Here is a 26,618-nt window from a genome sequence, read left to right as displayed (position 1 = left end):
AAATCAGCCTTGTTTTTTAGTAACAGTTTCGACGATGTGCGCCGGAGCTGTATCGTATTTTTTGAATTCCATAGAGTAGCTTGCGCGACCCTGAGACATGGAACGAACGTCGGTCGCATAACCGAACATTTCACCCAACGGAACCTCGGCACGAATAACTTTGCCGGAAACCGTATCTTCCATACCCTGGATCATGCCGCGACGACGATTCAAGTCGCCCATCACGTCACCCATATAGTCTTCAGGTGTAACAACCTCTACCGCCATGATCGGCTCAAGCAGCTCACCACCACCTTTGGTAGCCAGTTGCTTGGTCGCCATGGAAGCAGCCACCTTAAACGCCATCTCGTTGGAGTCGACGTCGTGGTAAGAACCATCAAACACGGTAGCCTTCAGGCCGATCAGCGGATAGCCGGCAACAACACCGTTCTTCATCTGCTCTTCGATGCCCTTCTGGATAGCCGGGATGTATTCCTTAGGAACCACACCACCTACCACTTCGTTCACGAACTGCAGACCTTCCTGACCTTCGTCAGCAGGTGCAAAACGGATCCAGCAGTGACCAAACTGGCCACGACCGCCGGACTGACGAACGAACTTGCCTTCGATCTCACAGTTCTTCGTGATGCGCTCACGATACGAAACCTGAGGCTTACCGATGTTGGCTTCGACGTTGAACTCACGGCGCATCCGATCAACCAGGATGTCCAAGTGCAGCTCGCCCATGCCCGAGATGATCGTCTGACCAGTCTCTTCATCAGTTTTAACGCGGAAAGATGGATCTTCCTGAGCAAGCTTGCCCAGCGCAACACCCATTTTTTCCTGGTCATCCTTGGTCTTAGGCTCTACGGCAACCGAAATAACCGGCTCCGGGAAGTCCATGCGAACCAGAATGATTGGCTTGTCAGCGTTGCACAAAGTCTCACCAGTGGTGACGTCCTTCATGCCGATCAAGGCCGCGATGTCACCAGCGCGTACTTCCTTGATTTCTTCACGGGCGTTTGCGTGCATTTGCACCATACGACCCACACGCTCTTTCTTGCCTTTAACCGAGTTGATCACGCCGTCGCCGGAGTTCAACACGCCCGAGTAAACACGGACGAAGGTCAAGGTACCCACGAATGGGTCGGTAGCGATCTTGAACGCCAGAGCCGAGAACGGCTCGCTGTCGTCAGCATGACGCTCCAGCTCGATGCTCTCGTCATCAGGGTCAGTACCCTTGATGGCAGGAATATCAGTCGGAGCAGGCAGGAAGTCGATAACGGCGTCGAGAACCAGGGGAACACCCTTGTTCTTGAAGGAAGAACCGCAAACAGCCAAGACGATCTCACCAGCGATAGTACGCTGACGCAGAGCAGCCTTGATTTCCGCGATGGTGAATTCTTCACCTTCGAGGTACTTGTTCATCAGCTCTTCATTGGCCTCGGCCGCAGCCTGAACCATGTTGTCGCGCCATTCGTCAGCAAGATCTTTCAGCTCAGCTGGAATTTCTTTGCGAACAGGAACCATACCCTTGTCAGCATCGTTCCAGTACACAGCTTCCATGTTGATCAGATCAATCTGACCCTGGAAGTTGTCTTCAGAACCGATAGCCAGCTGGATTGGAACCGGAGTGTGGCCCAGACGCTTCTTGATCTGCTCAATAACGCGCAGGAAGTTGGCGCCAGCACGGTCCATCTTGTTTACGTAAACAAGACGTGGAACGCCGTATTTGTTGGCTTGACGCCATACGGTTTCCGACTGAGGCTCAACACCCGAGGTACCACAGAACACAACGACAGCGCCGTCGAGTACGCGCAGGGAACGCTCAACTTCAATAGTGAAGTCAACGTGGCCCGGGGTATCGATTACGTTGAAGCGATGCTCGTCCTTGTACTGCTTGGCAGAACCTTTCCAGAAGGCGGTGATAGCAGCAGAAGTAATGGTAATACCACGCTCCTGCTCCTGAACCATCCAGTCTGTGGTCGCGGCGCCATCATGCACCTCGCCCATTTTGTGACTTTTGCCAGTGTAAAACAGTACGCGCTCGGTGGTAGTGGTTTTACCAGCATCCACGTGAGCGACGATACCGATGTTACGGTAGCGACTAATCGGAGTAGTACGAGCCATAAAGCCCTCGCAAAATTAGTGAAGCTGAATTTAGAAGCGGTAGTGCGAGAAAGCTTTGTTAGCTTCGGCCATACGGTGCACGTCTTCACGCTTCTTAACAGCAGCACCTTTACCTTCAGCTGCGTCCAACAGTTCGCCAGCCAAACGCAGAGCCATAGACTTCTCGCCGCGCTTACGGGCGAAGTCTACCAACCAGCGCATTGCCAGGGCGTTACGACGGGACGGGCGAACTTCGACCGGAACCTGGTAAGTAGCACCGCCTACACGGCGCGACTTCACTTCGACCAGCGGAGCGATGGCGTCGAGAGCTTTCTCGAAGATTTCCAGGGGATCGCTGTTCTTGCGTTCTTTAACCTTTTCCAGCGCGCCATAAACGATACGCTCGGCAACGGCTTTTTTGCCGCTTTCCATCACGTGGTTCATGAACTTGGCCAGGATTTGGCTTCCGTATTTTGGATCGTCAAGCACATCGCGCTTGGCTGCTACGCGTCTTCTTGGCATGGATAAGCCCTCAAACGGTCTTCAGGTTAGCTCGGAACCATTACATCCAAAAGATGCACGTCCGACCTTACTCTTATCGACTCAGAAAAAAAGAAATCTGCATTTTTTACCAGCAACCGAATACTACTTCGGCTTCTTGGTACCGTACTTCGAACGACCTTGGTTACGACCTTTAACGCCGGAAGTATCCAAAGAGCCGCGAACGGTGTGATAACGAACACCTGGCAAGTCTTTTACACGACCGCCACGAATCAGTACCACGCTGTGTTCTTGCAGGTTGTGACCTTCACCACCGATGTACGAGGAAACCTCGAAACCGTTGGTCAGGCGCACACGGCATACTTTACGCAGTGCCGAGTTAGGTTTTTTCGGCGTAGTTGTATACACACGGGTGCATACGCCACGACGTTGCGGGCAGTTTTGCAGCGCAGGCACGTCGGATTTCTCGACGATACGCTTACGCGGCTGACGTACCAGCTGGTTGATAGTTGCCATCTACTAGCTCCACTGTTGTCTTGCGACGCTATTGTCTTGCAAGAAAAGCAAAATGGCAGGAACGAATTCCCGCCAAATTTAGGGGTACAAGAGTCTAAAGAGGATCTTGCCCCCAGTCAAGACAAGGCCCCGACCTTCCCACTCATCAAACCCCGACAAAATGTCTCGATTCGATGAACGGAACTGCCGGGGCCCATCTCTCATTTACCGCAGAACTCAGTTACCGCTCGAGTTCAGCGCTTCGGTCAGTGCAGCTTCCACTTCACTGGCGCTCACGCGCAACGGCTTGTCAGCTTCACGGCGGCGCTTGCGCTCGCTGTGGTATGCCAAACCGGTACCTGCCGGGATCAAACGACCCACGACAACGTTTTCTTTCAGGCCACGCAGGTAGTCGCGCTTGCCGGTTACCGCTGCTTCGGTCAATACGCGGGTAGTCTCTTGGAAAGAGGCCGCGGAAATGAACGACTCAGTCGACAACGACGCCTTGGTGATACCCAGCAGGACGCGAGTGAACTTGGATACGAATTTATCTTCGCCGCCCAAACGCTCGTTCTCGGTCAACACCTGGGTCAACTCCATCTGGTCGCCCTTGATGAAGGTGGAATCACCAGACTCGGCAATCTCAACTTTACGCAACATCTGACGCAGAATGGTCTCGATGTGCTTATCGTTGATTTTTACGCCTTGCAGACGGTAAACGTCCTGAATCTCGTTAACGATGTACTTGGCCAGCGCACTTACACCCAGCAAACGCAGGATGTCGTGTGGATCGCTTGGACCGTCGGAGATAACTTCGCCGCGGTTCACTTGCTCGCCTTCGAAGACGTTCAGGTGACGCCACTTTGGAATCAGCTCTTCGTACGGATCAGTACCGTCGTTCGGGGTAATAACCAGACGGCGCTTGCCTTTGGTTTCTTTACCGAACGCGATGGTGCCGCTGACTTCAGCCAGAATCGAGGCTTCTTTCGGACGACGCGCTTCGAACAAGTCAGCAACGCGTGGCAGACCACCGGTGATGTCTCGAGTTTTCGAAGTCTCTTGCGGAATACGAGCGATAACGTCACCGATCGCGATTTCCGCACCATCCGCTACACCGACCAGGGCGTTGGCTGGCAGGAAGTACTGAGCCGGTACGTCGGTACCAGGCAACAGCAGATCCTTGCCATCCACACCAACCATCTTAACGGCTGGACGGATGTCCTTGCCGGCAGCTGGACGGTCTTTGGCGTCGAGGACTTCAATGTTGGTCATACCGGTCAATTCGTCAGTCTGACGCTTGATCGTGATGCCTTCTTCCATGCCCACGTAGGTCACGGTACCTTTCATTTCGGTAACGATTGGGTGAGTGTGCGGATCCCACTTGGCTACGATCGAGCCAGCGTCAACCTTGTCACCTTCTTTAACCGAAATTACGGCGCCGTACGGCAGCTTGTAGCGCTCACGCTCACGACCGAAGTCATCAGCGATGGCCAGCTCACCGGAACGGGATACAGCTACCAGGCAGCCATCTACACGCTCAACGTGCTTGAGGTTATGAAGACGGACAGTACCGCCATTCTTCACCTGAACACTGTCAGCAGCAGAGGTCCGGCTTGCCGCACCACCGATGTGGAACGTACGCATCGTCAGCTGTGTACCCGGCTCACCGATCGACTGAGCAGCGATTACGCCGACAGCTTCACCGATGTTCACCTGGTGACCACGAGCCAAGTCACGACCGTAGCACTTGGCACAGATACCGAAGCGAGTTTCACAGCTGATTGGCGAACGCACGATTACTTCGTCGATGCTGTTCAGCTCGATGAATTCAACCCACTTCTCGTCAACCAGAGTGCCCGCAGGAACGATAATGTCCTCGGTACCCGGCTTGTACACGTCACGGGCGATTACTCGACCCAGCACGCGCTCACCCAACGGCTCTACAACGTCGCCGCCTTCGATGTGCGGAGTCATCAGCAGACCGTGTTCGGTACCGCAGTCAACTTCAGTCACAACCAAGTCTTGCGCAACGTCTACCAGACGACGAGTCAGATAACCGGAGTTAGCTGTCTTCAAGGCGGTATCCGCCAGACCCTTACGAGCACCGTGAGTAGAGATGAAGTACTGAAGTACGCTCAGGCCTTCACGGAAGTTCGCAGTAATCGGCGTTTCAATGATGGAACCGTCCGGCTTGGCCATCAGACCACGCATACCGGCCAGCTGACGGATCTGCGCTGCAGAACCCCGTGCGCCGGAGTCGGCCATCATGTACATCGAGTTGAACGACTCTTGCTCAACCTCAACGCCGTGACGGTCGATAACCTTCTCTTTCGAGAGGTTGGACATCATTGCCTTGGAAACTTCGTCGTTAGCTTTCGACCAAAGGTCGATTACTTTGTTGTACTTCTCGCCCTGGGTTACCAGGCCGGAGGCGTACTGACTTTCGATCTCTTTCACTTCATCGGTCGCAGCCGCGATGATGCGAGCTTTTTCATCCGGGATAACGAAGTCGTTAACACCGATGGAAACGCCGGAAATGGTCGAGTAAGCAAAACCTGTGTACATCAACTGGTCAGCGAAGATCACGGTCTCTTTCAAACCAACCACGCGGTAGCACTGGTTGATCAGCTTGGAGATCGCTTTTTTCTTCATCGGCAAGTTGACGACGTCGTACGACAGACCTTTTGGCACAACCTGGAACAACAGCGCACGGCCGACGGTGGTGTCGACAATCCGAGTGTTGCTCACGCTGCCGCCATCACGATCGTTGACGGTTTCACTGATGCGAACCTTGACCTTGGCATGCAGTGCGGCTTCGCCGGCACGGAATACACGATCAACTTCTTGCAAGTCAGCGAATACACGACCTTCGCCTTTGGCGTTGATCGCTTCACGAGTCATGTAGTACAGACCCAATACAACGTCCTGCGACGGAACGATGATTGGCTCACCGTTGGCTGGCGACAGAATGTTGTTGGTCGACATCATCAACGCACGCGCTTCCAGCTGGGCTTCCAGCGTCAGCGGTACGTGCACGGCCATTTGGTCGCCGTCGAAGTCGGCGTTGTACGCAGCACAGACCAACGGGTGCAGCTGGATAGCTTTACCTTCGATCAGAACCGGTTCAAAGGCCTGGATGCCCAGACGGTGAAGAGTCGGTGCACGGTTGAGAAGCACTGGGTGTTCGCGGATAACTTCAGCGAGAACGTCCCAAACTTCCGGCAACTCGCGCTCAACCATTTTCTTGGCTGCTTTGATGGTGGTAGCAAGACCACGCATTTCCAGCTTGCCAAAAATGAACGGTTTGAACAGCTCAAGAGCCATTTTCTTCGGTAGACCGCACTGGTGCAGACGCAGGGTCGGACCTACGGTAATTACCGAACGACCCGAGTAGTCAACACGCTTACCGAGCAAGTTCTGACGGAAACGACCCTGCTTACCCTTGATCATGTCAGCCAAGGATTTCAGAGGGCGCTTGTTCGAACCGGTAATAGCGCGACCACGACGGCCGTTGTCGAGCAATGCATCGACCGCTTCTTGCAACATACGCTTTTCGTTGCGCACGATGATGTCCGGAGCGGACAGATCAAGCAGGCGCTTCAAGCGGTTGTTACGGTTGATTACCCGACGATACAGATCGTTGAGGTCGGAAGTCGCGAAACGACCACCATCAAGCGGAACCAAAGGACGCAGATCTGGCGGCAGAACCGGCAGAACGGTCAGTACCATCCACTCAGGAAGGTTGCCGGAGCCCAGGAAGGCTTCCATCAACTTCAGGCGCTTGGACAGCTTCTTGATTTTGGTTTCGGAGTTGGTTTGCGGAATTTCTTCGCGCAGACGGCCAATCTCGTGTTCCAGGTCGATAGCGTGCAGCAGTTCACGGACAGCTTCAGCACCCATACGGGCATCAAAGTCGTCGCCGAACTCTTCCAGCGCTTCGAAGTACTGCTCATCGTTCAGCAGCTGACCTTTTTCCAGAGTGGTCATGCCTGGATCGATAACGACATAGCTCTCGAAGTAGAGAACGCGTTCGATATCACGCAGGGTCATGTCCATCAGCAAGCCGATACGGGACGGCAGCGATTTCAGGAACCAGATGTGAGCAACCGGCGAAGCCAGTTCGATGTGAGCCATGCGCTCGCGACGGACCTTGGCCAGTGCGACTTCAACGCCACACTTCTCACAGATCACACCACGGTGCTTCAAGCGCTTGTACTTACCGCACAGGCACTCGTAATCCTTTACCGGGCCAAAGATCTTGGCGCAGAACAGGCCGTCACGCTCAGGTTTGAACGTACGGTAGTTGATGGTTTCCGGCTTTTTAACTTCACCGAACGACCACGAACGGATCATCTCAGGCGATGCCAATCCAATACGGATGGCGTCGAACTCTTCGACTTGACCCTGGTTTTTCAGCAAATTCAGTAGGTCTTTCAAGGCCTTTCCTCCTGGCGGAGCAGAGAGCGGGCTAAACAGCCCCGCTCTCGATTCGCGTCACGTGTTATTCGGTTTCCAGATCGATATCGATGCCGAGGGAACGAATTTCTTTGATCAACACGTTGAAGGACTCGGGCATGCCCGGCTCCATACGGTGATCGCCGTCCACGATGTTTTTGTACATCTTGGTACGACCGTTCACATCGTCCGACTTCACTGTGAGCATTTCTTGCAGAGTGTATGCCGCGCCGTAGGCTTCCAGCGCCCAGACCTCCATCTCCCCGAAACGCTGACCACCGAACTGTGCCTTACCACCCAGCGGCTGCTGGGTAACCAGGCTGTAAGAACCGGTAGAACGAGCATGCATCTTGTCGTCTACCAAGTGGTTCAGCTTCAGCATGTACATGTAGCCAACGGTAACCGGGCGCTCAAACTGGTTGCCGGTACGACCGTCTGTCAGCGTCATCTGGCCGCTGTCCGGCAAATCTGCCAAACGAAGCATTGCCTTGATTTCGCTTTCTTTGGCACCGTCGAACACCGGGGTAGCCATCGGCACACCGCCACGAAGGTTCTTCGCCAGATCCAGGATTTCCTGATCGGAGAAGTCATCCAGGCTTTCTTGACGACCGCCAATTTCGTTGTAGATCTCATGCAGGAACTTGCGCAGGTCAGCGACCTTGCGTTGTTCTTCAATCATGAGGTTGATCTTCTCGCCCAAACCTTTAGCCGCGAGGCCCAGGTGAGTTTCGAGAATCTGACCAACGTTCATACGCGAAGGTACGCCCAACGGGTTGAGAACCACATCAACCGGGGTGCCATTGGCATCGTACGGCATGTCTTCAACCGGCATGATCACGGAGACCACACCTTTGTTACCGTGACGACCAGCCATCTTGTCACCCGGCTGGATGCGACGACGGATTGCCAGGTAAACCTTGACGATTTTCAGCACGCCCGGAGCCAGGTCATCGCCCTGCTGCAGTTTGCGCTTCTTGTCTTCGAACTTGTCATCCAGCAGACGACGGCGATCGATGATGTAGGCCTGAGCTTTTTCAAGCTGCTCATTCAGAGCATCTTCAGCCATGCGCAGTTTGAACCACTGACCATGCTCAAGACCGTCCAGGATTTCATTGGTGATTTCCTGGCCTTTCTTCAGACCGGCACCGCCCTCGGCAATACGACCAACCAGAGCAGAGCGCAGACGTTCAAAAGTAGCGCCTTCAACGATACGGAACTCTTCGTTCAGATCCTTGCGGATCTCGTCCAGCTGGGTCTTCTCGATCGACAGGGCACGAGCATCACGCTCAACGCCGTCACGAGTGAAGACTTGTACGTCGATTACAGTACCTTTGGTACCGGTAGGTACACGCAGGGAAGTGTCTTTAACGTCGCTGGCTTTTTCACCGAAGATTGCGCGCAACAGCTTCTCTTCTGGAGTCAGCTGAGTCTCGCCTTTCGGAGTGACCTTACCCACCAGAATGTCGCCAGCGCCAACTTCAGCACCTACGTAAACAATACCGGCTTCGTCCAGTTTGTTCAGTGCAGCTTCACCCACGTTCGGGATATCTGCAGTGATCTCTTCAGGCCCAAGCTTGGTGTCACGTGCCACACAGGTCAGTTCCTGAATGTGGATCGTGGTAAAGCGATCTTCTTGAACAACTCGTTCCGACAGGCAGATGGAGTCTTCGAAGTTGTAACCGTTCCAGGCCATGAACGCGATACGCATGTTCTGACCCAACGCCAGTTCCCCCATATCGGTGGACGGACCGTCAGCCATGATGTCGCTGCGCTGTACACGATCACCCTTGCGGACCAGCGGACGCTGGTTGATGCAAGTGTTCTGGTTGGAGCGGGTGTACTTGGTCAGGTTGTAGATATCAACACCAGCTTCGCCGGTCTCAACTTCATCATCAGCAACACGAACCACAATACGGCTGGCATCAACAGAGTCGATCACGCCGCCACGACGAGCCACGACGCAAACGCCGGAGTCACGAGCTACGTTACGCTCCATGCCAGTACCTACCAGCGGCTTGTCAGCGCGCAGGGTCGGTACAGCTTGACGCTGCATGTTCGAACCCATCAACGCACGGTTGGCGTCATCGTGCTCGAGGAACGGAATCAACGACGCTGCAACCGAAACAACCTGCTTCGGAGATACGTCCATCAAGGTGACGTCTTCCGGCGCCTTAACGGTGAATTCGTTCAAGTGACGAACAGCTACCAGCTCGTCGATCAGGACTTTCTTGTCGTTCATCGTGGCCGAGGCCTGAGCGATCACGTGATCGGCTTCTTCGATGGCGGACAGGAAAACGATCTCGTCAGTTACCAGTGCGTCTTTAACCACACGGTACGGGCTTTCAAGGAAGCCGTACTGGTTGGTGCGCGCATAGGCAGCCAAGGAGTTGATCAGACCAATGTTCGGACCTTCCGGCGTCTCAATCGGGCAAACACGCCCGTAGTGAGTCGGGTGTACGTCACGAACTTCAAAGCCGGCACGCTCACGCGTCAAACCGCCCGGGCCCAGTGCAGAAACACGGCGCTTGTGGGTGATCTCGGACAGAGGGTTGTTCTGGTCCATGAACTGGGACAGCTGGCTCGAACCGAAGAACTCTTTCACCGCCGCAGCCACTGGCTTGGCGTTGATCAGGTCTTGCGGCATCAGGCCTTCGCTTTCAGCCATCGACAGACGCTCTTTGACCGCACGCTCAACACGCACCAGGCCAACGCGGAACTGGTTCTCGGCCATTTCGCCTACACAGCGAACACGACGGTTACCCAGGTGGTCGATGTCATCGACGATGCCTTTACCGTTACGGATGTCGACCAGGGTCTTCAGCACAGCAACGATGTCTTCTTTGCACAACACGCCCGAACCTTCGATCTCGGTACGACCGATACGACGGTTGAACTTCATCCGGCCGACCGCAGACAGGTCATAGCGCTCAGGGCTGAAGAACAGGTTGTTGAACAGGGTCTCGGCAGCGTCTTTGGTTGGCGGCTCGCCTGGACGCATCATGCGATAGATCTCGACCAGCGCTTCCAATTGGTTGCTGGTGGAGTCGATCTTCAGAGTGTCGGAAACGAACGGACCACAGTCGATATCGTTGGTGTACAACGTCTCGATGCGAACAACCTGGCCCTTGGCGATTTTTGCCAGGATTTCAGTCGTCAGCTCGGTGTTGCACTCAGCAATGATTTCGCCGGTAGCCGGATGCACGATAGCTTTGGCCGTTGTGCGTCCCAGGACATAGTCCAGAGGCATAACGAGCTCTTTGATACCCGCTTTTTCCAGCTGGTTGATGTGGCGAGCAGTAATACGACGACCCTGCTCAACAATCACCTTGCCTTTGTCATCGGTAATATCGATGGCCGCGATTTCACCGCGCAGACGATGCGGAACCAGTTCCAGGCTAATGCTTTCGCCCTGAACGTGGAACACGTTGGTCGTGTAGAACGCGTCCAGCACTTGTTCAGTGGTATAGCCCAGCGCACGCAGCAATACCGATGCAGGCAGCTTGCGACGACGGTCGATACGCACGAACACGCAGTCTTTCGGATCGAACTCAAAGTCCAACCACGAACCGCGGTAAGGAATGATACGCGCAGAATAAAGCAGCTTACCGGAGCTGTGCGTCTTGCCGCGGTCGTGGTCAAAGAACACGCCCGGGGAACGGTGCAGCTGGGAAACAATTACACGCTCGGTACCGTTGATTACGAAGGTACCGTTTTCAGTCATCAGGGGGATTTCACCCATGTAGACTTCTTGCTCTTTGATGTCCTTGATCGCTTTGTTCGACGATTCTTTGTCGAAAATGATCAAACGAACTTTTACCCGCAAAGGTACGGCGTACGTTACGCCACGCAACACGCATTCTTTGACATCAAATGCCGGCTCGCCCAAGCGATAACCGACGTACTCCAGCGCAGCATTGCCGGAGTAGCTGATGATCGGGAAAACGGATTTGAAGGCCGCATGCAGGCCCACGTCGCGGAACTTATCTTTAGTCGCTCCCGCCTGCAAGAATTCACGATACGAATCCAGCTGGATTGCCAAGAGATACGGCACATCCATGACGTCCGGCAACTTGCTAAAGTCCTTGCGGATACGTTTTTTCTCAGTATATGAGTAAGCCATCAGCGTTCCCCAGCTTGGTCACCTGCTTGTTTGGCCTCTCCCGACGGGAGCAGCCAGAAAATCGTGCAAACCCCTTGGTTTGCTCCACCGCACAGGGTGGTTACAGCACGTTAAAGGCATCGACCTAGTCGACTGCCAATAACGGAAAAAGGCCGGTGGCAAGAGCCACCAGCCATCAGCCTCAGCTTAACGCTTGGGCTGGAGACGCAAGGTCGATGCTTACTTCAGCTCGACTTTAGCGCCTGCTTCTTCCAAGGCTGCCTTGGCTTTGTCAGCTGCGTCTTTCGCAACAGCTTCCAGAACAACGCTAGGAGCGCTGTCTACAACTGCCTTGGCTTCTTTCAGGCCCAGACCAGTCAGCTCACGAACAGCCTTGATCACGTTAACTTTCTTCTCGCCAGCTTCCAGCAGCATGACGTTGAATTCAGTTTGCTCTTCAACAACAGCAGCGGCAGCAGCAGGACCAGCAGAAGCAGCAGCAGCAGAAACGCCGAATGCTTCTTCCATTGCCTTGATCAGCTCAACGATTTCCAGAACGGATTTCGAACCGATTGCGTCGATGATTTCTTGAGTAGTCAGAGACATGACTATAAATTCCTGTATTGGGGTGACAGCCTAGGCGGCCATCGAAATAAACAATAAACGCTGAAAGGAGTTGCTCAGCCTTAGGCTGCAGCTGCTTCTTTCTGGTCGCGAAGTGCCGCCAGAGTACGAGCCAATTTGCTGGTAGCGCCTTGAATCACGCTCATCAGCTGAGAAATTGCTTCGTCACGGGTCGGCAGACTTGCCAGTACGTCGATCTGATTAGCTGCGAGGAACTTGCCCTCGAACGCAGCTGCCTTGATCTCGAACTTATCCTGACCTTTAGCGAACTCTTTGAACAAACGGGCAGCAGCGCCTGGATGTTCGTTCGAGAATGCGATCAAGGTCGGGCCTGTGAACACGTCGTTGAGGACACTGTATTCAGTGTCAGCAACAGCGCGCTTTAGCAGGGTGTTACGTACAACACGTACGTAAACGCCAGCTTCACGAGCCTCTTTACGGAGTCCGGTCATAGCGCCTACTGTCACACCGCGGGCATCAGCCACAACAGCGGACAGGGCAACTTTGGCAGCCTCGTTGACTTCAGCGACGATGGCCTTCTTGTCTTCGAGTTTAATTGCCACGGGTTTAACTCCTGCATGTTACCGTTTCATCCAACCGAGGCCGGATGTCGTTTTGGTGTCTGATTCGGTAAGGAACCGGGAGCACCATCTGCGTAGGCTTGAGGTTTAAGGCTTGCGCCGCCTACGGTCTTGGATAGCCCCCGCCAGGCAGGGACCCCAATCTTTCATTGGCGAGCTAAAAGCACGCCAATTTGTCTTACGCGTCCAAAGAACCTTGGTCGATGACCAAGCCTGGGCCCATAGTGGTGCTCAGGGTAACGCGCTTAACATAAATACCTTTCGAAGAAGCTGGCTTGATACGCTTCAGATCAGCGATCAGGGCTTCAACGTTTTCCTTCAGCTTGACGGCATCAAAACCGATCTTGCCAACGGAAGTGTGGATGATACCGTTTTTGTCAGTGCGATAACGAACCTGACCAGCCTTCGCGTTCTTGACAGCGGTAGCTACGTCTGGAGTTACAGTACCAACCTTAGGGTTAGGCATCAGACCACGTGGACCAAGGATCTGACCCAACTGACCAACAACACGCATTGCGTCCGGGGAGGCAATAACTACGTCATAGTTCAGGTCGCCGCCTTTCATTTCGGCAGCCAGGTCGTCCATACCAACGCGATCAGCGCCGGCAGCCAGAGCAGCTTCAGCAGCTGGACCCTGAGTGAACACAGCTACACGTACAGTCTTGCCAGTGCCGTGTGGCAGCACAGTAGCGCTACGAACAACCTGGTCAGATTTACGTGGGTCTACGCCCAGGTTAACGGCGATGTCAAAAGACTCGCTGAATTTTACAGTCGACAGCTCAGCCAGCAAAGCAGCAGCGTCTACAAAGTTGTAAGACTTGCCAGCTTCAATTTTACCGGCGATTGCCTTTTGACGCTTAGTCAGCTTAGCCATTACACACCCTCCACGTTAAGGCCCATGCTACGAGCAGAACCGGCGATAGTACGCACGGCTGCTTCCATATCAGCTGCAGTCAGATCCGCGTTTTTGGTTTTCGCGATTTCTTCCAGCTGAGCACGAGTCACAGTGCCAACCTTAACGGTGTTTGGACGAGCGGAACCGCTAGTCAGACCAGCAGCCTTCTTCAGCAGAACCGAAGCAGGGGTCGACTTGGTTTCGAACGTAAAGCTACGGTCGCTGTATACAGTGATGATCACTGGAGTCGGCAGGCCTGGCTCAATACCCTGAGTACGGGCGTTGAAAGCTTTGCAGAATTCCATGATGTTCACGCCGTGCTGACCCAGAGCCGGGCCTACGGGTGGACTTGGGTTGGCCTGAGCGGCCTTCACTTGCAGCTTGATGTAAGCGGTAATCTTCTTAGCCATGAGGCACTCCAATTACGGGTTCAAGCGCCTAAAGAGGCTCCCCGGTTACTTGCGCGTTTATCCCAGTGACGACAAAACCCCACAGCCTAGACCATGGGGTTGGGATTCGTGTCTAACTAGACCTTTTCGACCTGGCTAAACTCTAGCTCTACCGGAGTAGAGCGACCGAAAATGAGCACTGCCACTTGGATGCGGCTCTTTTCGTAGTTAACTTCTTCGACTGTGCCATTGAAATCAGCAAATGGACCGTCGGTAACACGGACAACTTCGCCCGGTTCGAATAGTGTTTTTGGCTTAGGCTTGTCGCTACCATCAGCAACACGACGCAGAATTGCTTCCGCCTCTTTATCAGTGATCGGCGCCGGCTTGTCGGCAGTCCCACCAATGAAGCCCATTACGCGCGGAGTATCCTTGACCAAGTGCCAAGTACCCTCGCTCATATCCATCTGAACCAGCACATAACCAGGGAAGAACTTACGCTCGCTTTTGCGTTTCTGGCCATTACGCATTTCAACCACTTCTTCAGTGGGAACCAGAATTTCGCCGAAGCCTTCTTCCATGCCTGCCAGCTTAATACGCTCAATCAAAGAGCGCATAACATGCTTTTCGTAACCCGAATAAGCATGCACTACGTACCAACGCTTAGCCACGGGACACCCTTAGCCAACAATCAAGGAAACGAGCCAACCGAGCAGGGAATCTAAACCCCACAACAGCAACGCCATAACAAGAACAACAGCCACCACGATCAACGTGGTCTGCGTAGTTTCTTGGCGAGTTGGCCATACGACTTTACGAATCTCAGTACGAGCTTCCTTCACCAATACAGAGAACGACTTGCCTTTAGCCGTCTGCAAGCCTACATAGGCAGCAACAGCAGCAATCACAAGAAGTGCAATGACGCGATACAGGATCGGCGAACCAGAATAATACTGATTCCCAACAACGCCAACCACCACAAGAGCAACCACTACAAGCCACTTGAGGAGATCGAAGCGAGAGCCTTGAACTTCAGCCTTGGGAGTCATCTAAGAGGATCCTGTGAAAAGAAAGCCAGACGCAATGAGCGAATCTGGCAGGTCAGGAGGGAATCGAACCCCCAACCTACGGTTTTGGAGACCGTCGCTCTGCCAATTGAGCTACTGACCTAAAACATTATCGAGCCGCCGATTATGCCGACACGAGAGAGACTTTTCAACAACTTATGCAATTACTTTTGCAACCAACCCTATCAAAGCAGAGATTGCCAGCGAGTAGCAGAATGCGAGCTACTCACAACCGTAACAACCAACCAGGGCAGCAGCACCAAAAGCACCACCAGCAAACACCCCAGACAGGCTATGCACCTGTTAAAACAAAGGCAGATATTTTCATATCTGCCTTGTTATATGGAGCTCTTGAGCGGATTTGAACCGCTGACCTCACCCTTACCAAGGGTGTGCTCTACCAACTGAGCTACAAGAGCGAAACACGTTGCGAAAACAGCTAGACTGGAGCGGGTGGCGGGAATCGAACCCGCATCATTAGCTTGGAAGGCTAAGGTTCTACCACTAAACTACACCCGCAAATCTTGCTGCTCTAGCTTGAATATGGTGGAGGGGGAAGGATTCGAACCTTCGAAGTCGTAGACGTCAGATTTACAGTCTGATCCCTTTGGCCGCTCGGGAACCCCTCCTGAGCTGGCTAGAATTCTACACCACTCTAGCCTTGTGTCAACCACTTTCTTCAATTAAATCAGGAAGTTAGCAACTTGACTCGCTTCACACCTAGTAGCCTGTTCGGTGTTCACTGTGGAGCGGGCGCCATTCTATGCAAACTATCGGATGGCTGCAAGCCCTCACACCGCATTTTTTTGTATTTTAACCCATTGAATTCATTGGCAAGGTTAGCCAAAGCCATTTCAGTGCCCACAGCACCGATTTGAGGCGAGAGTTTTAGTACATATCCCCCTGAATCATCTCGAACCACTGTGGACGGCAGTGACTGCACATCCACATCAGAAAGCTTGCTCTGAAGACTGCGCAACTGCTCTTCACTGGATAAGCCGCTTATATAGAAGCACTCCAGACTTTCTACACGGTCTCCAGAAACACTGCCACTGACGACCTTGGGTCGCGCCTCACTGAGTAGGCGTATGTCCTGCTTGTTCCCCTTATACAAGGACAAGGAAATGACTTCCTTCGCCCTGGGCGGCGCCTCTTGTTGATGCCAGACGTAATAAAAGATATTGAGTACAACTAGCAGAAGAAACAGCCAACGCATAAGAACCTCAAGGAAGGGGACACACTACCGCCAAGCCTACAAATACAAGGTCTTGCACCAAACGAGCATCAGGCACCATATCCCTGACCAAACTGGCGTCACCGCCCGTGAGAAAAACCTCAAAATCCTGCCCCCAATATTCGCGCGCCAACTCCAGCTGGGTCAAAACGAAGCCTCTCATCATCAGCAAACAACCACGCTCAACAGCCTCAGCCGTGGTACGACCCGGAGCCTGCTGTAGCAACGCCTGCTCCGCCGAAAAGTCGTCGTACCTGATACGCCGCGTATGCGTACGCAATTGGTCCCGCATCAAGGGCATTCCAGGGCATATAAATCCTCCCAGGTGCTGACCATCGGACGCAACAAAGTCCGCAGTGACCGCCGTACCGAAATCCAGAACAAGGCACGCATTCTTAGCCAGCTCAAATGCCCCAACCAGAGCCAGCCAGCGATCCAGCCCCAAACGAGCAAACTCCTCATATCCGTTACTTACACCCGCGACTTCCCTTGCAGGTTTAGCACACTCCACTCCGACACCGAGCATCGAGGCAATTGATGCCACCAGACTCGATGTCTCGTCATCACTGCGCACGCTAACCAAGCGGCAATGGGTTATGCGCAGCTCCGGAGCAGCTAGTATCGCGGCCATAAGCCCAGCATCTGAGTCCACGACTCCGCCGCTTACTACAACCGTGCCGTCTAGAGCGCGCCATTTTATGAAACTGTTTCCACAGTCCATTTCAAGAATCATCGCGCAACCTCAAACTAAGCTCACCGCCACTGAACACCTTCTCCTCACCATTTACACTCATACGCAGCGCACCCTGACGGTCAATACCCATGACCGTACCGTTCACCTGGTGCACCCCAGCGATCAAAGAGACTTCACGCCCTTGCCACAAATGATTTTGTTCCCACTCCGACTGAATAGCCGAAAAGCCTGAGACCTCATGGCGCTTGAGATACATGCGCAAGCTATCGCTGAGCTTTGACACTAATTCATTACGGTTAGTCGCAACTCCAGACTCCAGAAAAACCGAAGTCCAGGCCTGATCAACCTCACTCGCCACTCTCATGTTAACGTTGATACCGATACCAAGGACTACATGACATACGTCGGCCGGATCTCCGACCAGCTCAAGCAAGATGCCGGCAATTTTTTTGTTGCTCACTAGCACATCATTTGGCCATTTCAGCCCCGCATCCGAGACACCAACCGCTCTGAGCGCACTCAGCACCGCAAGGCCAACTACGAGGCTAAGCCCTTCCAGCTGACGCATACCCCCATCCATCCGGAGCACTAGACTGTAGTAAATATTCTCCGCGAAAGGACTAACCCACTTACGCCCCCGTCGCCCCCTGCCTGCGATCTGTCTCTCAGCCAGTATTACAAATGGCGCCGTTACACCACGATCAACCGCGCGCAGGGCTTCAGCATTCGTAGAGTCTAACGAGTGGCTAATCGCAACAGGCCAAGGACTCGCTGCCAACTGATCCAGCTCAAGCAGCTCAAGGGGGGCAGCCAACTGATAGCCACGACCACGAACCTTATGAATTGATAAGTTCAAGTCTGACTCCAAGTGCTGGAGCTGCTTCCATACAGCGCTGCGACTAACGCCGAGCGCAGCCCCGAGCGCTTGTCCCGAATGAAATCGACCGTCTTTAAGGAGTTTCAACAACGTCAGCATGCAAGTATCGCCTCACAATGAGGCACGCATAATAGCCATGAGGAGAGCTATTGCATAGAAACGCTGCTACGCACTGCAGCAGACGCTCCTGAAAAGTGGGACAGCAACAAGTGCGGCTAGCCATGGCTGCAACTTTTCTCGGCCCAAAAACAAACCCCCTGTCTGCGTTAGCAGACAGGGGGTTTGGAATTTAATCTTGACGATGACCTACTCTCACATGGGGAAACCCCACACTACCATCGGCGATGCATCGTTTCACTTCTGAGTTCGGGATGGGATCAGGTGGTTCCAATGCTCTATGGTCGTCAAGAAATTCGGTAGCCAGGTCGTTTACCTTTCGGTTTACGCTCCAGCGAATGGGTATGTAATAGTTTGGTGTTTTGTGAGTCGCAAACTTTCGGTTTGTATCGTCTTCACACACCGCAATCTGGTCTCTTCGACGCAAATTGCTTGGGTGTTATATGGTCAAGCCTCACGGGCAATTAGTATTGGTTAGCTCAACGCCTCACAGCGCTTACACACCCAACCTATCAACGTCGTAGTCTTCGACGGCCCTTTAGGGAACTCAAGGTTCCAGTGAGATCTCATCTTGAGGCAAGTTTCCCGCTTAGATGCTTTCAGCGGTTATCTTTCCCGAACATAGCTACCCGGCAATGCCACTGGCGTGACAACCGGAACACCAGAGGTTCGTCCACTCCGGTCCTCTCGTACTAGGAGCAGCCCCTCTCAAATCTCAAACGTCCACGGCAGATAGGGACCGAACTGTCTCACGACGTTCTAAACCCAGCTCGCGTACCACTTTAAATGGCGAACAGCCATACCCTTGGGACCGGCTTCAGCCCCAGGATGTGATGAGCCGACATCGAGGTGCCAAACACCGCCGTCGATATGAACTCTTGGGCGGTATCAGCCTGTTATCCCCGGAGTACCTTTTATCCGTTGAGCGATGGCCCTTCCATACAGAACCACCGGATCACTAAGACCTACTTTCGTACCTGCTCGACGTGTCTGTCTCGCAGTCAAGCGCGCTTTTGCCTTTATACTCTACGACCGATTTCCGACCGGTCTGAGCGCACCTTCGTACTCCTCCGTTACTCTTTAGGAGGAGACCGCCCCAGTCAAACTACCCACCATACACTGTCCTCGATCCGGATAACGGACCTGAGTTAGAACCTCAAAGTTGCCAGGGTGGTATTTCAAGGTTGGCTCCATGCAGACTGGCGTCCACACTTCAAAGCCTCCCACCTATCCTACACAAGCAAATTCAAAGTCCAGTGCAAAGCTATAGTAAAGGTTCACGGGGTCTTTCCGTCTAGCCGCGGATACACTGCATCTTCACAGCGATTTCAATTTCACTGAGTCTCGGGTGGAGACAGCGCCGCCATCGTTACGCCATTCGTGCAGGTCGGAACTTACCCGACAAGGAATTTCGCTACCTTAGGACCGTTATAGTTACGGCCGCCGTTTACCGGGGCTTCGATCAAGAGCTTCGCGTTAGCTAACCCCATCAATTAACCTTCCGGCACCGGGCAGGCGTCACACCCTATACGTCCACTTTCGTGTTTGCAGAGTGCTGTGTTTTTAATAAACAGTCGCAGCGGCCTGGTATCTTCGACCGGCATGGGCTTACGCAGTAAATGCTTCACCCTCACCGGCGCACCTTCTCCCGAAGTTACGGTGCCATTTTGCCTAGTTCCTTCACCCGAGTTCTCTCAAGCGCCTTGGTATTCTCTACCCAACCACCTGTGTCGGTTTGGGGTACGGTTCCTGGTTACCTGAAGCTTAGAAGCTTTTCTTGGAAGCATGGCATCAACCACTTCGTTGTCTAAAAGACAACTCGTCATCAGCTCTCGGCCTTAGAATCCCGGATTTACCTAAGATTCCAGCCTACCACCTTAAACTTGGACAACCAACGCCAAGCTGGCCTAGCCTTCTCCGTCCCTCCATCGCAATAACCAGAAGTACAGGAATATTAACCTGTTTTCCATCGACTACGCTTTTCAGCCTCGCCTTAGGGACCGACTAACCCTGCGTCGATTAACGTTGCGCAGGAAACCTTGGTCTTTCGGCGTGGGTGTTTTTCACACCCATTATCGTTACTCATGTCAGCATTCGCACTTCTGATACCTCCAGCAAGCTTCTCAACTCACCTTCACAGGCTTACAGAACGCTCCTCTACCGCATCACCTAAGTGATACCCGTAGCTTCGGTGTATGGTTTGAGCCCCGTTAAATCTTCCGCGCAGGCCGACTCGACTAGTGAGCTATTACGCTTTCTTTAAAGGGTGGCTGCTTCTAAGCCAACCTCCTAGCTGTCTAAGCCTTCCCACATCGTTTCCCACTTAACCATAACTTTGGGACCTTAGCTGACGGTCTGGGTTGTTTCCCTTTTCACGACGGACGTTAGCACCCGCCGTGTGTCTCCCATGCTCGGCACTTGTAGGTATTCGGAGTTTGCATCGGTTTGGTAAGCCGGGATGGCCCCCTAGCCGAAACAGTGCTCTACCCCCTACAGTGATACATGAGGCGCTACCTAAATAGCTTTCGAGGAGAACCAGCTATCTCCGAGCTTGATTAGCCTTTCACTCCGATCCACAGGTCATCCGCTAACTTTTCAACGGTAGTCGGTTCGGTCCTCCAGTTAGTGTTACCCAACCTTCAACCTGCCCATGGATAGATCGCCCGGTTTCGGGTCTATTCCCAGCGACTAGACGCCCTATTAAGACTCGCTTTCGCTACGCCTCCCCTATTCGGTTAAGCTTGCCACTGAAAATAAGTCGCTGACCCATTATACAAAAGGTACGCAGTCACCCAACAAAGTGGGCTCCCACTGCTTGTACGCATACGGTTTCAGGATCTATTTCACTCCCCTCTCCGGGGTTCTTTTCGCCTTTCCCTCACGGTACTAGTTCACTATCGGTCAGTCAGTAGTATTTAGCCTTGGAGGATGGTCCCCCCATATTCAGACAAAGTTTCTCGTGCTCCGTCCTACTCGATTTCACTGCAAAGATGTTTTCGCGTACAGGGCTATCACCCACTATGGCCGCACTTTCCAGAGCGTTCCGCTAACATCAATACAGCTTAAGGGCTGGTCCCCGTTCGCTCGCCACTACTAAGGGAATCTCGGTTGATTTCTTTTCCTCAGGGTACTTAGATGTTTCAGTTCCCCTGGTTCGCTTCTTAAGCCTATGTATTCAGCTTAAGATACCTAACTTATGTTAGGTGGGTTCCCCCATTCAGACATCTCCGGATCAAAGTCTGTTTGCCGACTCCCCGAAGCTTTTCGCAGGCTACCACGTCTTTCATCGCCTCTGACTGCCAAGGCATCCACCGTATGCGCTTCTTCACTTGACCATATAACCCCAAGCAATCTGGTTATACTATGAAGACGACATTCGCCGAAAATTCGCATGTTCAATTAAGAACGTTCACAAATTTTACCTTAGCCTGAATAAACACCAGTGAAAGTGTTATCCAGTCTAACTTTCTATTACATACCCAAATTTTTAAAGAACGATCTAATCAAAAAGATCAGAAATCAACATTCACCATCGTTTGATGGAATGCTCATTTCTAAGCTTTACGACAGAAAAACCACAGAGCGACTCTGCAGTTATCGTCTTCTACAATGAATCAAGCAATTCGTGTGGGAACTTATGGAGCAGCTGATGTCGTCGATTAAGGAGGTGATCCAGCCGCAGGTTCCCCTACGGCTACCTTGTTACGACTTCACCCCAGTCATGAATCACACCGTGGTAACCGTCCTCCCGAAGGTTAGACTAGCTACTTCTGGTGCAACCCACTCCCATGGTGTGACGGGCGGTGTGTACAAGGCCCGGGAACGTATTCACCGTGACATTCTGATTCACGATTACTAGCGATTCCGACTTCACGCAGTCGAGTTGCAGACTGCGATCCGGACTACGATCGGTTTTATGGGATTAGCTCCACCTCGCGGCTTGGCAACCCTTTGTACCGACCATTGTAGCACGTGTGTAGCCCAGGCCGTAAGGGCCATGATGACTTGACGTCATCCCCACCTTCCTCCGGTTTGTCACCGGCAGTCTCCTTAGAGTGCCCACCATTACGTGCTGGTAACTAAGGACAAGGGTTGCGCTCGTTACGGGACTTAACCCAACATCTCACGACACGAGCTGACGACAGCCATGCAGCACCTGTCTCAATGTTCCCGAAGGCACCAATCTATCTCTAGAAAGTTCATTGGATGTCAAGGCCTGGTAAGGTTCTTCGCGTTGCTTCGAATTAAACCACATGCTCCACCGCTTGTGCGGGCCCCCGTCAATTCATTTGAGTTTTAACCTTGCGGCCGTACTCCCCAGGCGGTCAACTTAATGCGTTAGCTGCGCCACTAAGAGTTCAAGACTCCCAACGGCTAGTTGACATCGTTTACGGCGTGGACTACCAGGGTATCTAATCCTGTTTGCTCCCCACGCTTTCGCACCTCAGTGTCAGTATCAGTCCAGGTAGTCGCCTTCGCCACTGGTGTTCCTTCCTATATCTACGCATTTCACCGCTACACAGGAAATTCCACTACCCTCTACCATACTCTAGCTTGCCAGTTTTGGATGCAGTTCCCAGGTTGAGCCCGGGGATTTCACATTCAACTTAACAAACCACCTACGCGCGCTTTACGCCCAGTAATTCCGATTAACGCTTGCACCCTCTGTATTACCGCGGCTGCTGGCACAGAGTTAGCCGGTGCTTATTCTGTCGGTAACGTCAAAACACTAACGTATTAGGTTAATGCCCTTCCTCCCAACTTAAAGTGCTTTACAATCCGAAGACCTTCTTCACACACGCGGCATGGCTGGATCAGGCTTTCGCCCATTGTCCAATATTCCCCACTGCTGCCTCCCGTAGGAGTCTGGACCGTGTCTCAGTTCCAGTGTGACTGATCATCCTCTCAGACCAGTTACGGATCGTAGCCTTGGTGAGCCATTACCTCACCAACTAGCTAATCCGACCTAGGCTCATCTGATAGCGCAAGGCCCGAAGGTCCCCTGCTTTCTCCCGTAGGACGTATGCGGTATTAGCGTCCGTTTCCGAACGTTATCCCCCACTATCAGGCAGATTCCTAGGTATTACTCACCCGTCCGCCGCTCTCAAGAGAAGAAAGCTTCTCTCTACCGCTCGACTTGCATGTGTTAGGCCTGCCGCCAGCGTTCAATCTGAGCCATGATCAAACTCTTCAGTTCAAACATCTTTGGGTTTTTAAGAAACCCTAAACTTGGCTCAGCAATCGTTGGTTACATCTTTGATTTCTCGCGGAGTAACTTGTGATGCTGATAATCTTGTTGACTATCAGTCTGACTCCACAAGCACCCACACGAATTGCTTGATTCAGTTGTTAAAGAGCGGTTGGTTTAGCTTTCGCTGAACCGAGGCGCGCATTCTACAGCAGCCTCTGTTGCTGTCAAGCGGTTATTTTAAGATGTTTTCAAAGTTTCCTCTGTAACATCAACCACTTGCGCTTTCGATCTCTCGTTAGCGGGAGGCGAATTCTACAGCGTTACACGCTGCTGTCAACACCTCATTTCCTGCTTCGATGACTTGAAGCTGACACTGCCGAAAACCAATCCAACTCATTGAAACTCAAGGAGTTTTCCGTTTCGACTGCGCCGGAAGTGGGCGCATTATAGGCTAATAAAATGCGCCGTCCAGCACTAATTTCCTACTTATTCAGCTTTTAGCGTAATTCGCGCAAAAGCCTTCTTCCCAGCCTGACAAACGTGGGTAGAACCCAGTGCATATATATAGGAGCGATCAACCACCTCACCATCTATACGCACACCACCCGAACCCAGCAGGTCTCTGGCCACCGCTGAGTTCTTAACCAGCCCAGCTTTATTAAGAACAGCTGCAATCGGCATATCCTCAGTAGCAGTCAACTCCACCTCGGGCAGATCGTCTGGCAACTCGCCATCCTTCATCCGATTGCCGGCGCCACGATGCGCATTGGCCGCAGCCTCTTCACCATGGAATCGAGCCACGATCTCTTCGGCGAGCTTGATCTTGATATCACGCGGGTTAGCCCCCGCCTCCACGTCAGCCTTGAACGCATCGATTTCATCCATCGAGCGAAAGCTCAGCAGTTCGAAGTAGCGCCACATCAACGCATCAGGTATGGACACCAGCTTGCTGTACATCACACCCGGCGCTTCCTGGATACCAACATAGTTACCCAAGGACTTGGACATCTTCTTGACGCCGTCCAGACCTTCAAGCAAAGGCATTGTCACAATGCATTGCGCTTCCTGACCGTAGCCGCGCTGCAGCTCACGCCCCATCAGCAAATTGAATTTTTGATCTGTACCGCCCAGCTCAATGTCCGCCTTCAATGCAACCGAGTCATACCCTTGTACTAACGGGTAAAGGAACTCATGGATCGCGATTGGCTGATTGGTGGTGTAGCGCTTGTCGAAGTCATCGCGCTCAAGCATGCGAGCAACGGTGTACTGGGAAGTCAGGCGAATGAAGTCGGCAGGCCCCATTTGATCCATCCAGGTGGAGTTGAATGCCACCTCGGTTTTAGCCGGATCTAGAATCTTGAAAACCTGAGTTTTATACGTCTCGGCGTTTTCAAGTACCTGCTCGCGCGTCAGCGGTGGACGCGTAGCACTCTTGCCGCTCGGATCACCGATCATCCCGGTGAAATCACCTATAAGGAAGATCACCTGATGGCCCAGTTCCTGGAACTGGCGCAGCTTGTTAATGAGTACGGTATGACCCAAGTGCAGATCGGGTGCGGTCGGGTCGAATCCGGCCTTGATACGCAACGGCTGACCGCGCTTGAGTTTCTCGACCAATTCAGACTCGACCAGTACCTCTTCGGCACCCCGCTTTATTAGCGCTAGCTGCTCTTCAACCGACTTCATATCAGACCCGTAAGGCTCAAATTCAAAGGGAACCAACGATACAAGATCAGGGACTAATTACAAGTTCCGGCAGGCATACGGCGGTCTATCCGCGCGCGAATGGCTCGCGGACTTGCTTCAAGGGCGATTTGGTTATATTTTATACAGTTATTTCATATTCATTGTGCCAGTCATCTTTTCCAATTCATCCTTTATCTCAAAGTCAAAATCATCTATGACCAGTCAACCGCCTAAAGCGCCGCCGCTTTATCCGAAGACCCACCTGCTTGCCGCAAGTGGTATCGCCGCTCTCTTAAGCTTGGCCTTGCTGGTATTTCCCTCCAGCGAAGTAGAAGCCAAAAGAACAACGCTTAATCTGGAGCTGGAAACACCTGCTGAACAACTGACACAAGATCAAGACGCTGCCGAGCTCGTTCAAGCCACAAATGAAGCGAATCCATCGCCATTTGCCCAGATTGAACAGCAGGACAACGCACCGGTTGCGACTGCCAAAGTCGAACCAGCAGCGCCACCCGCCCCCACCCACCGCGAAGTGATCGTGAGTAAGGGTGACACGCTATCAACCTTGTTCCAGAAGGTCGGCCTGCCAGCTACCTCCGTGCATGAAGTACTGGCCAGCGACAAGCAAGCCAAGCAATTTAGCCAGCTCAAGCACGGCCAGAAGCTCGAATTTGAAATGAGCCCTGACGGCTTGCAACTGAACAAGCTGCATAGTCAGGTCAGCGATCTTGAGACCATAACCCTCAACAAAAGCGCCAAGGGTTATACCTTTCGCCGTGTCACGACCCTGCCTACCATGCGCACGGCGTACGCCCACGGCGTGATCAGCAGCTCGCTTTCCGTATCGGGCCAGCGCGCAGGCTTGCCGCACAGCACAACGATGGATATGGCCAAGGTGTTTGGTTACGACATCGACTTCGCTCAAGACATCCGCCCAGGCGATCAGTTTGAAGTGATCTATGAGCAGAAAGTGATCAACGGTAAAACCGTCGGCACTGGCAACATTCTCTCTGCGCGCTTTACCAACCGCGGTAAAACCTTTACCGCCGTTCGTTACACCAACAAGCAAGGCAACAGCAATTACTACACCGCCGACGGCAACAGCATGCGTAAAGCATTCATCCGCACCCCGGTAGATTTTGCCCGCATCAGCTCGCGTTTCTCGTCAGGTCGCAAGCATCCGATCCTGAACAAGATCCGCGCCCACAAAGGCGTTGATTACGCAGCGCCACGCGGGACCCCAATCAAAGCAACCGGCGATGGCAAAGTACTGCTGGCTGGTCGTCGTGGCGGCTACGGCAATACCGTCATCATTCAGCACGGTAACACTTACCGCACGCTTTACGGGCACATGCAGGGCTTCGCCAAAGGCGTCAAAACCGGCGGTTCGGTCAAGCAGGGCCAAGTGATTGGCTACATCGGGACAACTGGCCTTTCGACCGGTCCGCATCTGCACTACGAGTTCCAGGTCAATGGCGTACACGTTGATCCACTAGGACAGAAACTACCGATGGCCGACCCGATTGCCAAAGCTGAACGCACTCGCTTCCTGCAACAAAGCCAGCCATTGATGGCTCGCATGAATCAGGAAAAGGCCACCCTCCTGGCCTCGAGCAAGCGCTAAG

The 26,618-nt window shown here is 53.0% G+C and carries 16 protein-coding genes, 4 tRNA genes and 3 rRNA genes; 1 reads left to right on the top strand and 22 read right to left on the bottom strand.

Annotation, left to right across the window (positions count from 1 at the left end):
- Positions 1-3: 3 nt before the first annotated feature.
- The 22 genes from fusA to tyrS all read right to left on the bottom strand — a co-directional run bounded on the left by fusA (position 4) and on the right by tyrS (position 24,993).
- Entirely contained in the window at positions 4-2,109 is a 2,106-nt protein-coding gene (gene fusA, locus VSQ83_RS01885) for an elongation factor G (protein WP_019824367.1), read from the bottom strand.
- A gap of 30 nt (positions 2,110-2,139) precedes the next feature.
- Positions 2,140-2,610, bottom strand: coding sequence for a 30S ribosomal protein S7 (rpsG, locus tag VSQ83_RS01880; RefSeq protein ID WP_019824369.1), 471 nt, complete (start codon positions 2,608-2,610; stop codon positions 2,140-2,142).
- A gap of 123 nt (positions 2,611-2,733) precedes the next feature.
- Complete coding sequence (rpsL, locus tag VSQ83_RS01875; protein WP_002555494.1) at positions 2,734-3,105, bottom strand: 30S ribosomal protein S12; 372 nt, start codon at positions 3,103-3,105, stop codon at positions 2,734-2,736.
- Positions 3,106-3,321: 216 nt separating this feature from the next.
- The gene (rpoC, locus tag VSQ83_RS01870) at positions 3,322-7,521 is read right to left on the bottom strand and encodes a DNA-directed RNA polymerase subunit beta' (RefSeq protein WP_019824371.1); all 4,200 of its coding nucleotides are present in this window, start codon (positions 7,519-7,521) and stop codon (positions 3,322-3,324) included.
- Positions 7,522-7,585: 64 nt separating this feature from the next.
- Positions 7,586-11,659 (bottom strand): DNA-directed RNA polymerase subunit beta, encoded by a 4,074-nt coding sequence (gene rpoB / locus VSQ83_RS01865; protein ID WP_133079711.1) that lies wholly within the window; start codon positions 11,657-11,659, stop codon positions 7,586-7,588.
- 219 nt (positions 11,660-11,878) lie between these two features.
- Positions 11,879-12,244 (bottom strand): 50S ribosomal protein L7/L12, encoded by a 366-nt coding sequence (rplL, locus tag VSQ83_RS01860; RefSeq protein WP_003444390.1) that lies wholly within the window; start codon positions 12,242-12,244, stop codon positions 11,879-11,881.
- Between the two features lie 80 nt (positions 12,245-12,324).
- A complete protein-coding gene (gene rplJ / locus VSQ83_RS01855) occupies positions 12,325-12,825 on the bottom strand; it encodes a 50S ribosomal protein L10 (protein WP_003444392.1) in 501 nt (166 codons plus the stop codon).
- A 196-nt stretch (positions 12,826-13,021) separates the two neighbouring features.
- Positions 13,022-13,717: a 50S ribosomal protein L1 gene (gene rplA / locus VSQ83_RS01850; RefSeq protein ID WP_003444394.1), complete on the bottom strand. Its 696-nt coding sequence runs from the start codon at positions 13,715-13,717 to the stop codon at positions 13,022-13,024.
- Entirely contained in the window at positions 13,717-14,148 is a 432-nt protein-coding gene (gene rplK, locus VSQ83_RS01845) for a 50S ribosomal protein L11 (RefSeq protein ID WP_008008888.1), read from the bottom strand. Before rplK ends, rplA begins: the two co-directional genes overlap by 1 nt.
- A 116-nt stretch (positions 14,149-14,264) precedes the next feature.
- Positions 14,265-14,798: a transcription termination/antitermination protein NusG gene (nusG, locus tag VSQ83_RS01840; RefSeq protein WP_003444397.1), complete on the bottom strand. Its 534-nt coding sequence runs from the start codon at positions 14,796-14,798 to the stop codon at positions 14,265-14,267.
- Positions 14,799-14,807: 9 nt separating this feature from the next.
- The gene (secE, locus tag VSQ83_RS01835) at positions 14,808-15,176 is read right to left on the bottom strand and encodes a preprotein translocase subunit SecE (protein ID WP_003444399.1); all 369 of its coding nucleotides are present in this window, start codon (positions 15,174-15,176) and stop codon (positions 14,808-14,810) included.
- Between the two features lie 45 nt (positions 15,177-15,221).
- Positions 15,222-15,297 (bottom strand) — tRNA-Trp (locus VSQ83_RS01830).
- A gap of 240 nt (positions 15,298-15,537) precedes the next feature.
- A tRNA-Thr gene (locus VSQ83_RS01825) sits at positions 15,538-15,613 on the bottom strand.
- A gap of 26 nt (positions 15,614-15,639) precedes the next feature.
- Positions 15,640-15,713 (bottom strand) — tRNA-Gly (locus VSQ83_RS01820).
- A gap of 25 nt (positions 15,714-15,738) precedes the next feature.
- Positions 15,739-15,823 (bottom strand) — tRNA-Tyr (locus VSQ83_RS01815).
- A 110-nt stretch (positions 15,824-15,933) separates the two neighbouring features.
- On the bottom strand, positions 15,934-16,410 hold the full coding sequence (locus VSQ83_RS01810; RefSeq protein WP_326425151.1) for a hypothetical protein: 477 nt from the start codon (positions 16,408-16,410) through the stop codon (positions 15,934-15,936).
- A 7-nt stretch (positions 16,411-16,417) separates the two neighbouring features.
- Positions 16,418-17,161: a pantothenate kinase gene (locus VSQ83_RS01805; RefSeq protein ID WP_326425150.1), complete on the bottom strand. Its 744-nt coding sequence runs from the start codon at positions 17,159-17,161 to the stop codon at positions 16,418-16,420.
- Complete coding sequence (birA, locus tag VSQ83_RS01800) at positions 17,151-18,098, bottom strand: bifunctional biotin--[acetyl-CoA-carboxylase] ligase/biotin operon repressor BirA (RefSeq protein WP_326425148.1); 948 nt, start codon at positions 18,096-18,098, stop codon at positions 17,151-17,153. Before birA ends, VSQ83_RS01805 begins: the two co-directional genes overlap by 11 nt.
- Before the next feature lie 194 nt (positions 18,099-18,292).
- Positions 18,293-18,408, bottom strand: a 5S ribosomal RNA gene (gene rrf, locus VSQ83_RS01795).
- Positions 18,409-18,559: 151 nt separating this feature from the next.
- Positions 18,560-21,451 (bottom strand): 23S ribosomal RNA (locus VSQ83_RS01790).
- A 325-nt stretch (positions 21,452-21,776) separates the two neighbouring features.
- Positions 21,777-23,313, bottom strand: a 16S ribosomal RNA gene (locus VSQ83_RS01785).
- The 16S, 23S and 5S rRNA genes sit together here, the layout of an rRNA operon.
- A 480-nt stretch (positions 23,314-23,793) precedes the next feature.
- The gene (gene tyrS / locus VSQ83_RS01780; RefSeq protein ID WP_133075338.1) at positions 23,794-24,993 is read right to left on the bottom strand and encodes a tyrosine--tRNA ligase; all 1,200 of its coding nucleotides are present in this window, start codon (positions 24,991-24,993) and stop codon (positions 23,794-23,796) included.
- Between the two features lie 214 nt (positions 24,994-25,207).
- Between tyrS and VSQ83_RS01775 the strand changes: the two genes are divergently transcribed.
- Positions 25,208-26,617 carry a peptidoglycan DD-metalloendopeptidase family protein gene (locus VSQ83_RS01775; RefSeq protein WP_133075337.1) on the top strand — a complete coding sequence of 470 codons (1,410 nt, stop codon included), beginning with the start codon at positions 25,208-25,210 and terminating at the stop codon, positions 26,615-26,617.
- Position 26,618: the final 1 nt, after the last annotated feature.

Source organism: Pseudomonas sp. DSV-1, from assembly GCF_035830915.1.
Classification (GTDB): Bacteria; Pseudomonadota; Gammaproteobacteria; order Pseudomonadales; family Pseudomonadaceae; genus Aquipseudomonas.
Note: the sequence above shows the minus strand (reverse complement) of the source record. Positions and strands in the feature narration are given on the sequence as shown.

Bases quoted from the DNA above. Each gene is read 5' to 3' on its own strand.
- fusA (WP_019824367.1), bottom strand. From the start codon at position 2,109: ATGGCTCGTACTACTCCGATTAGTCGCTACCGTAACATCGGTATCGTC.
- rpsG (WP_019824369.1), bottom strand. From the start codon at position 2,610: ATGCCAAGAAGACGCGTAGCAGCCAAGCGCGATGTGCTTGACGATCCA.
- rpsL (WP_002555494.1), bottom strand. From the start codon at position 3,105: ATGGCAACTATCAACCAGCTGGTACGTCAGCCGCGTAAGCGTATCGTC.
- rpoB (WP_133079711.1), bottom strand. From the start codon at position 11,659: ATGGCTTACTCATATACTGAGAAAAAACGTATCCGCAAGGACTTTAGC.
- rplL (WP_003444390.1), bottom strand. From the start codon at position 12,244: ATGTCTCTGACTACTCAAGAAATCATCGACGCAATCGGTTCGAAATCC.
- rplA (WP_003444394.1), bottom strand. From the start codon at position 13,717: ATGGCTAAGCTGACTAAGCGTCAAAAGGCAATCGCCGGTAAAATTGAA.
- rplK (WP_008008888.1), bottom strand. From the start codon at position 14,148: ATGGCTAAGAAGATTACCGCTTACATCAAGCTGCAAGTGAAGGCCGCT.
- secE (WP_003444399.1), bottom strand. From the start codon at position 15,176: ATGACTCCCAAGGCTGAAGTTCAAGGCTCTCGCTTCGATCTCCTCAAG.
- VSQ83_RS01810 (WP_326425151.1), bottom strand. From the start codon at position 16,410: ATGCGTTGGCTGTTTCTTCTGCTAGTTGTACTCAATATCTTTTATTAC.
- VSQ83_RS01805 (WP_326425150.1), bottom strand. From the start codon at position 17,161: ATGATTCTTGAAATGGACTGTGGAAACAGTTTCATAAAATGGCGCGCT.
- birA (WP_326425148.1), bottom strand. From the start codon at position 18,098: ATGCTGACGTTGTTGAAACTCCTTAAAGACGGTCGATTTCATTCGGGA.
- tyrS (WP_133075338.1), bottom strand. From the start codon at position 24,993: ATGAAGTCGGTTGAAGAGCAGCTAGCGCTAATAAAGCGGGGTGCCGAA.
- VSQ83_RS01775 (WP_133075337.1), top strand. From the start codon at position 25,208: ATGACCAGTCAACCGCCTAAAGCGCCGCCGCTTTATCCGAAGACCCAC.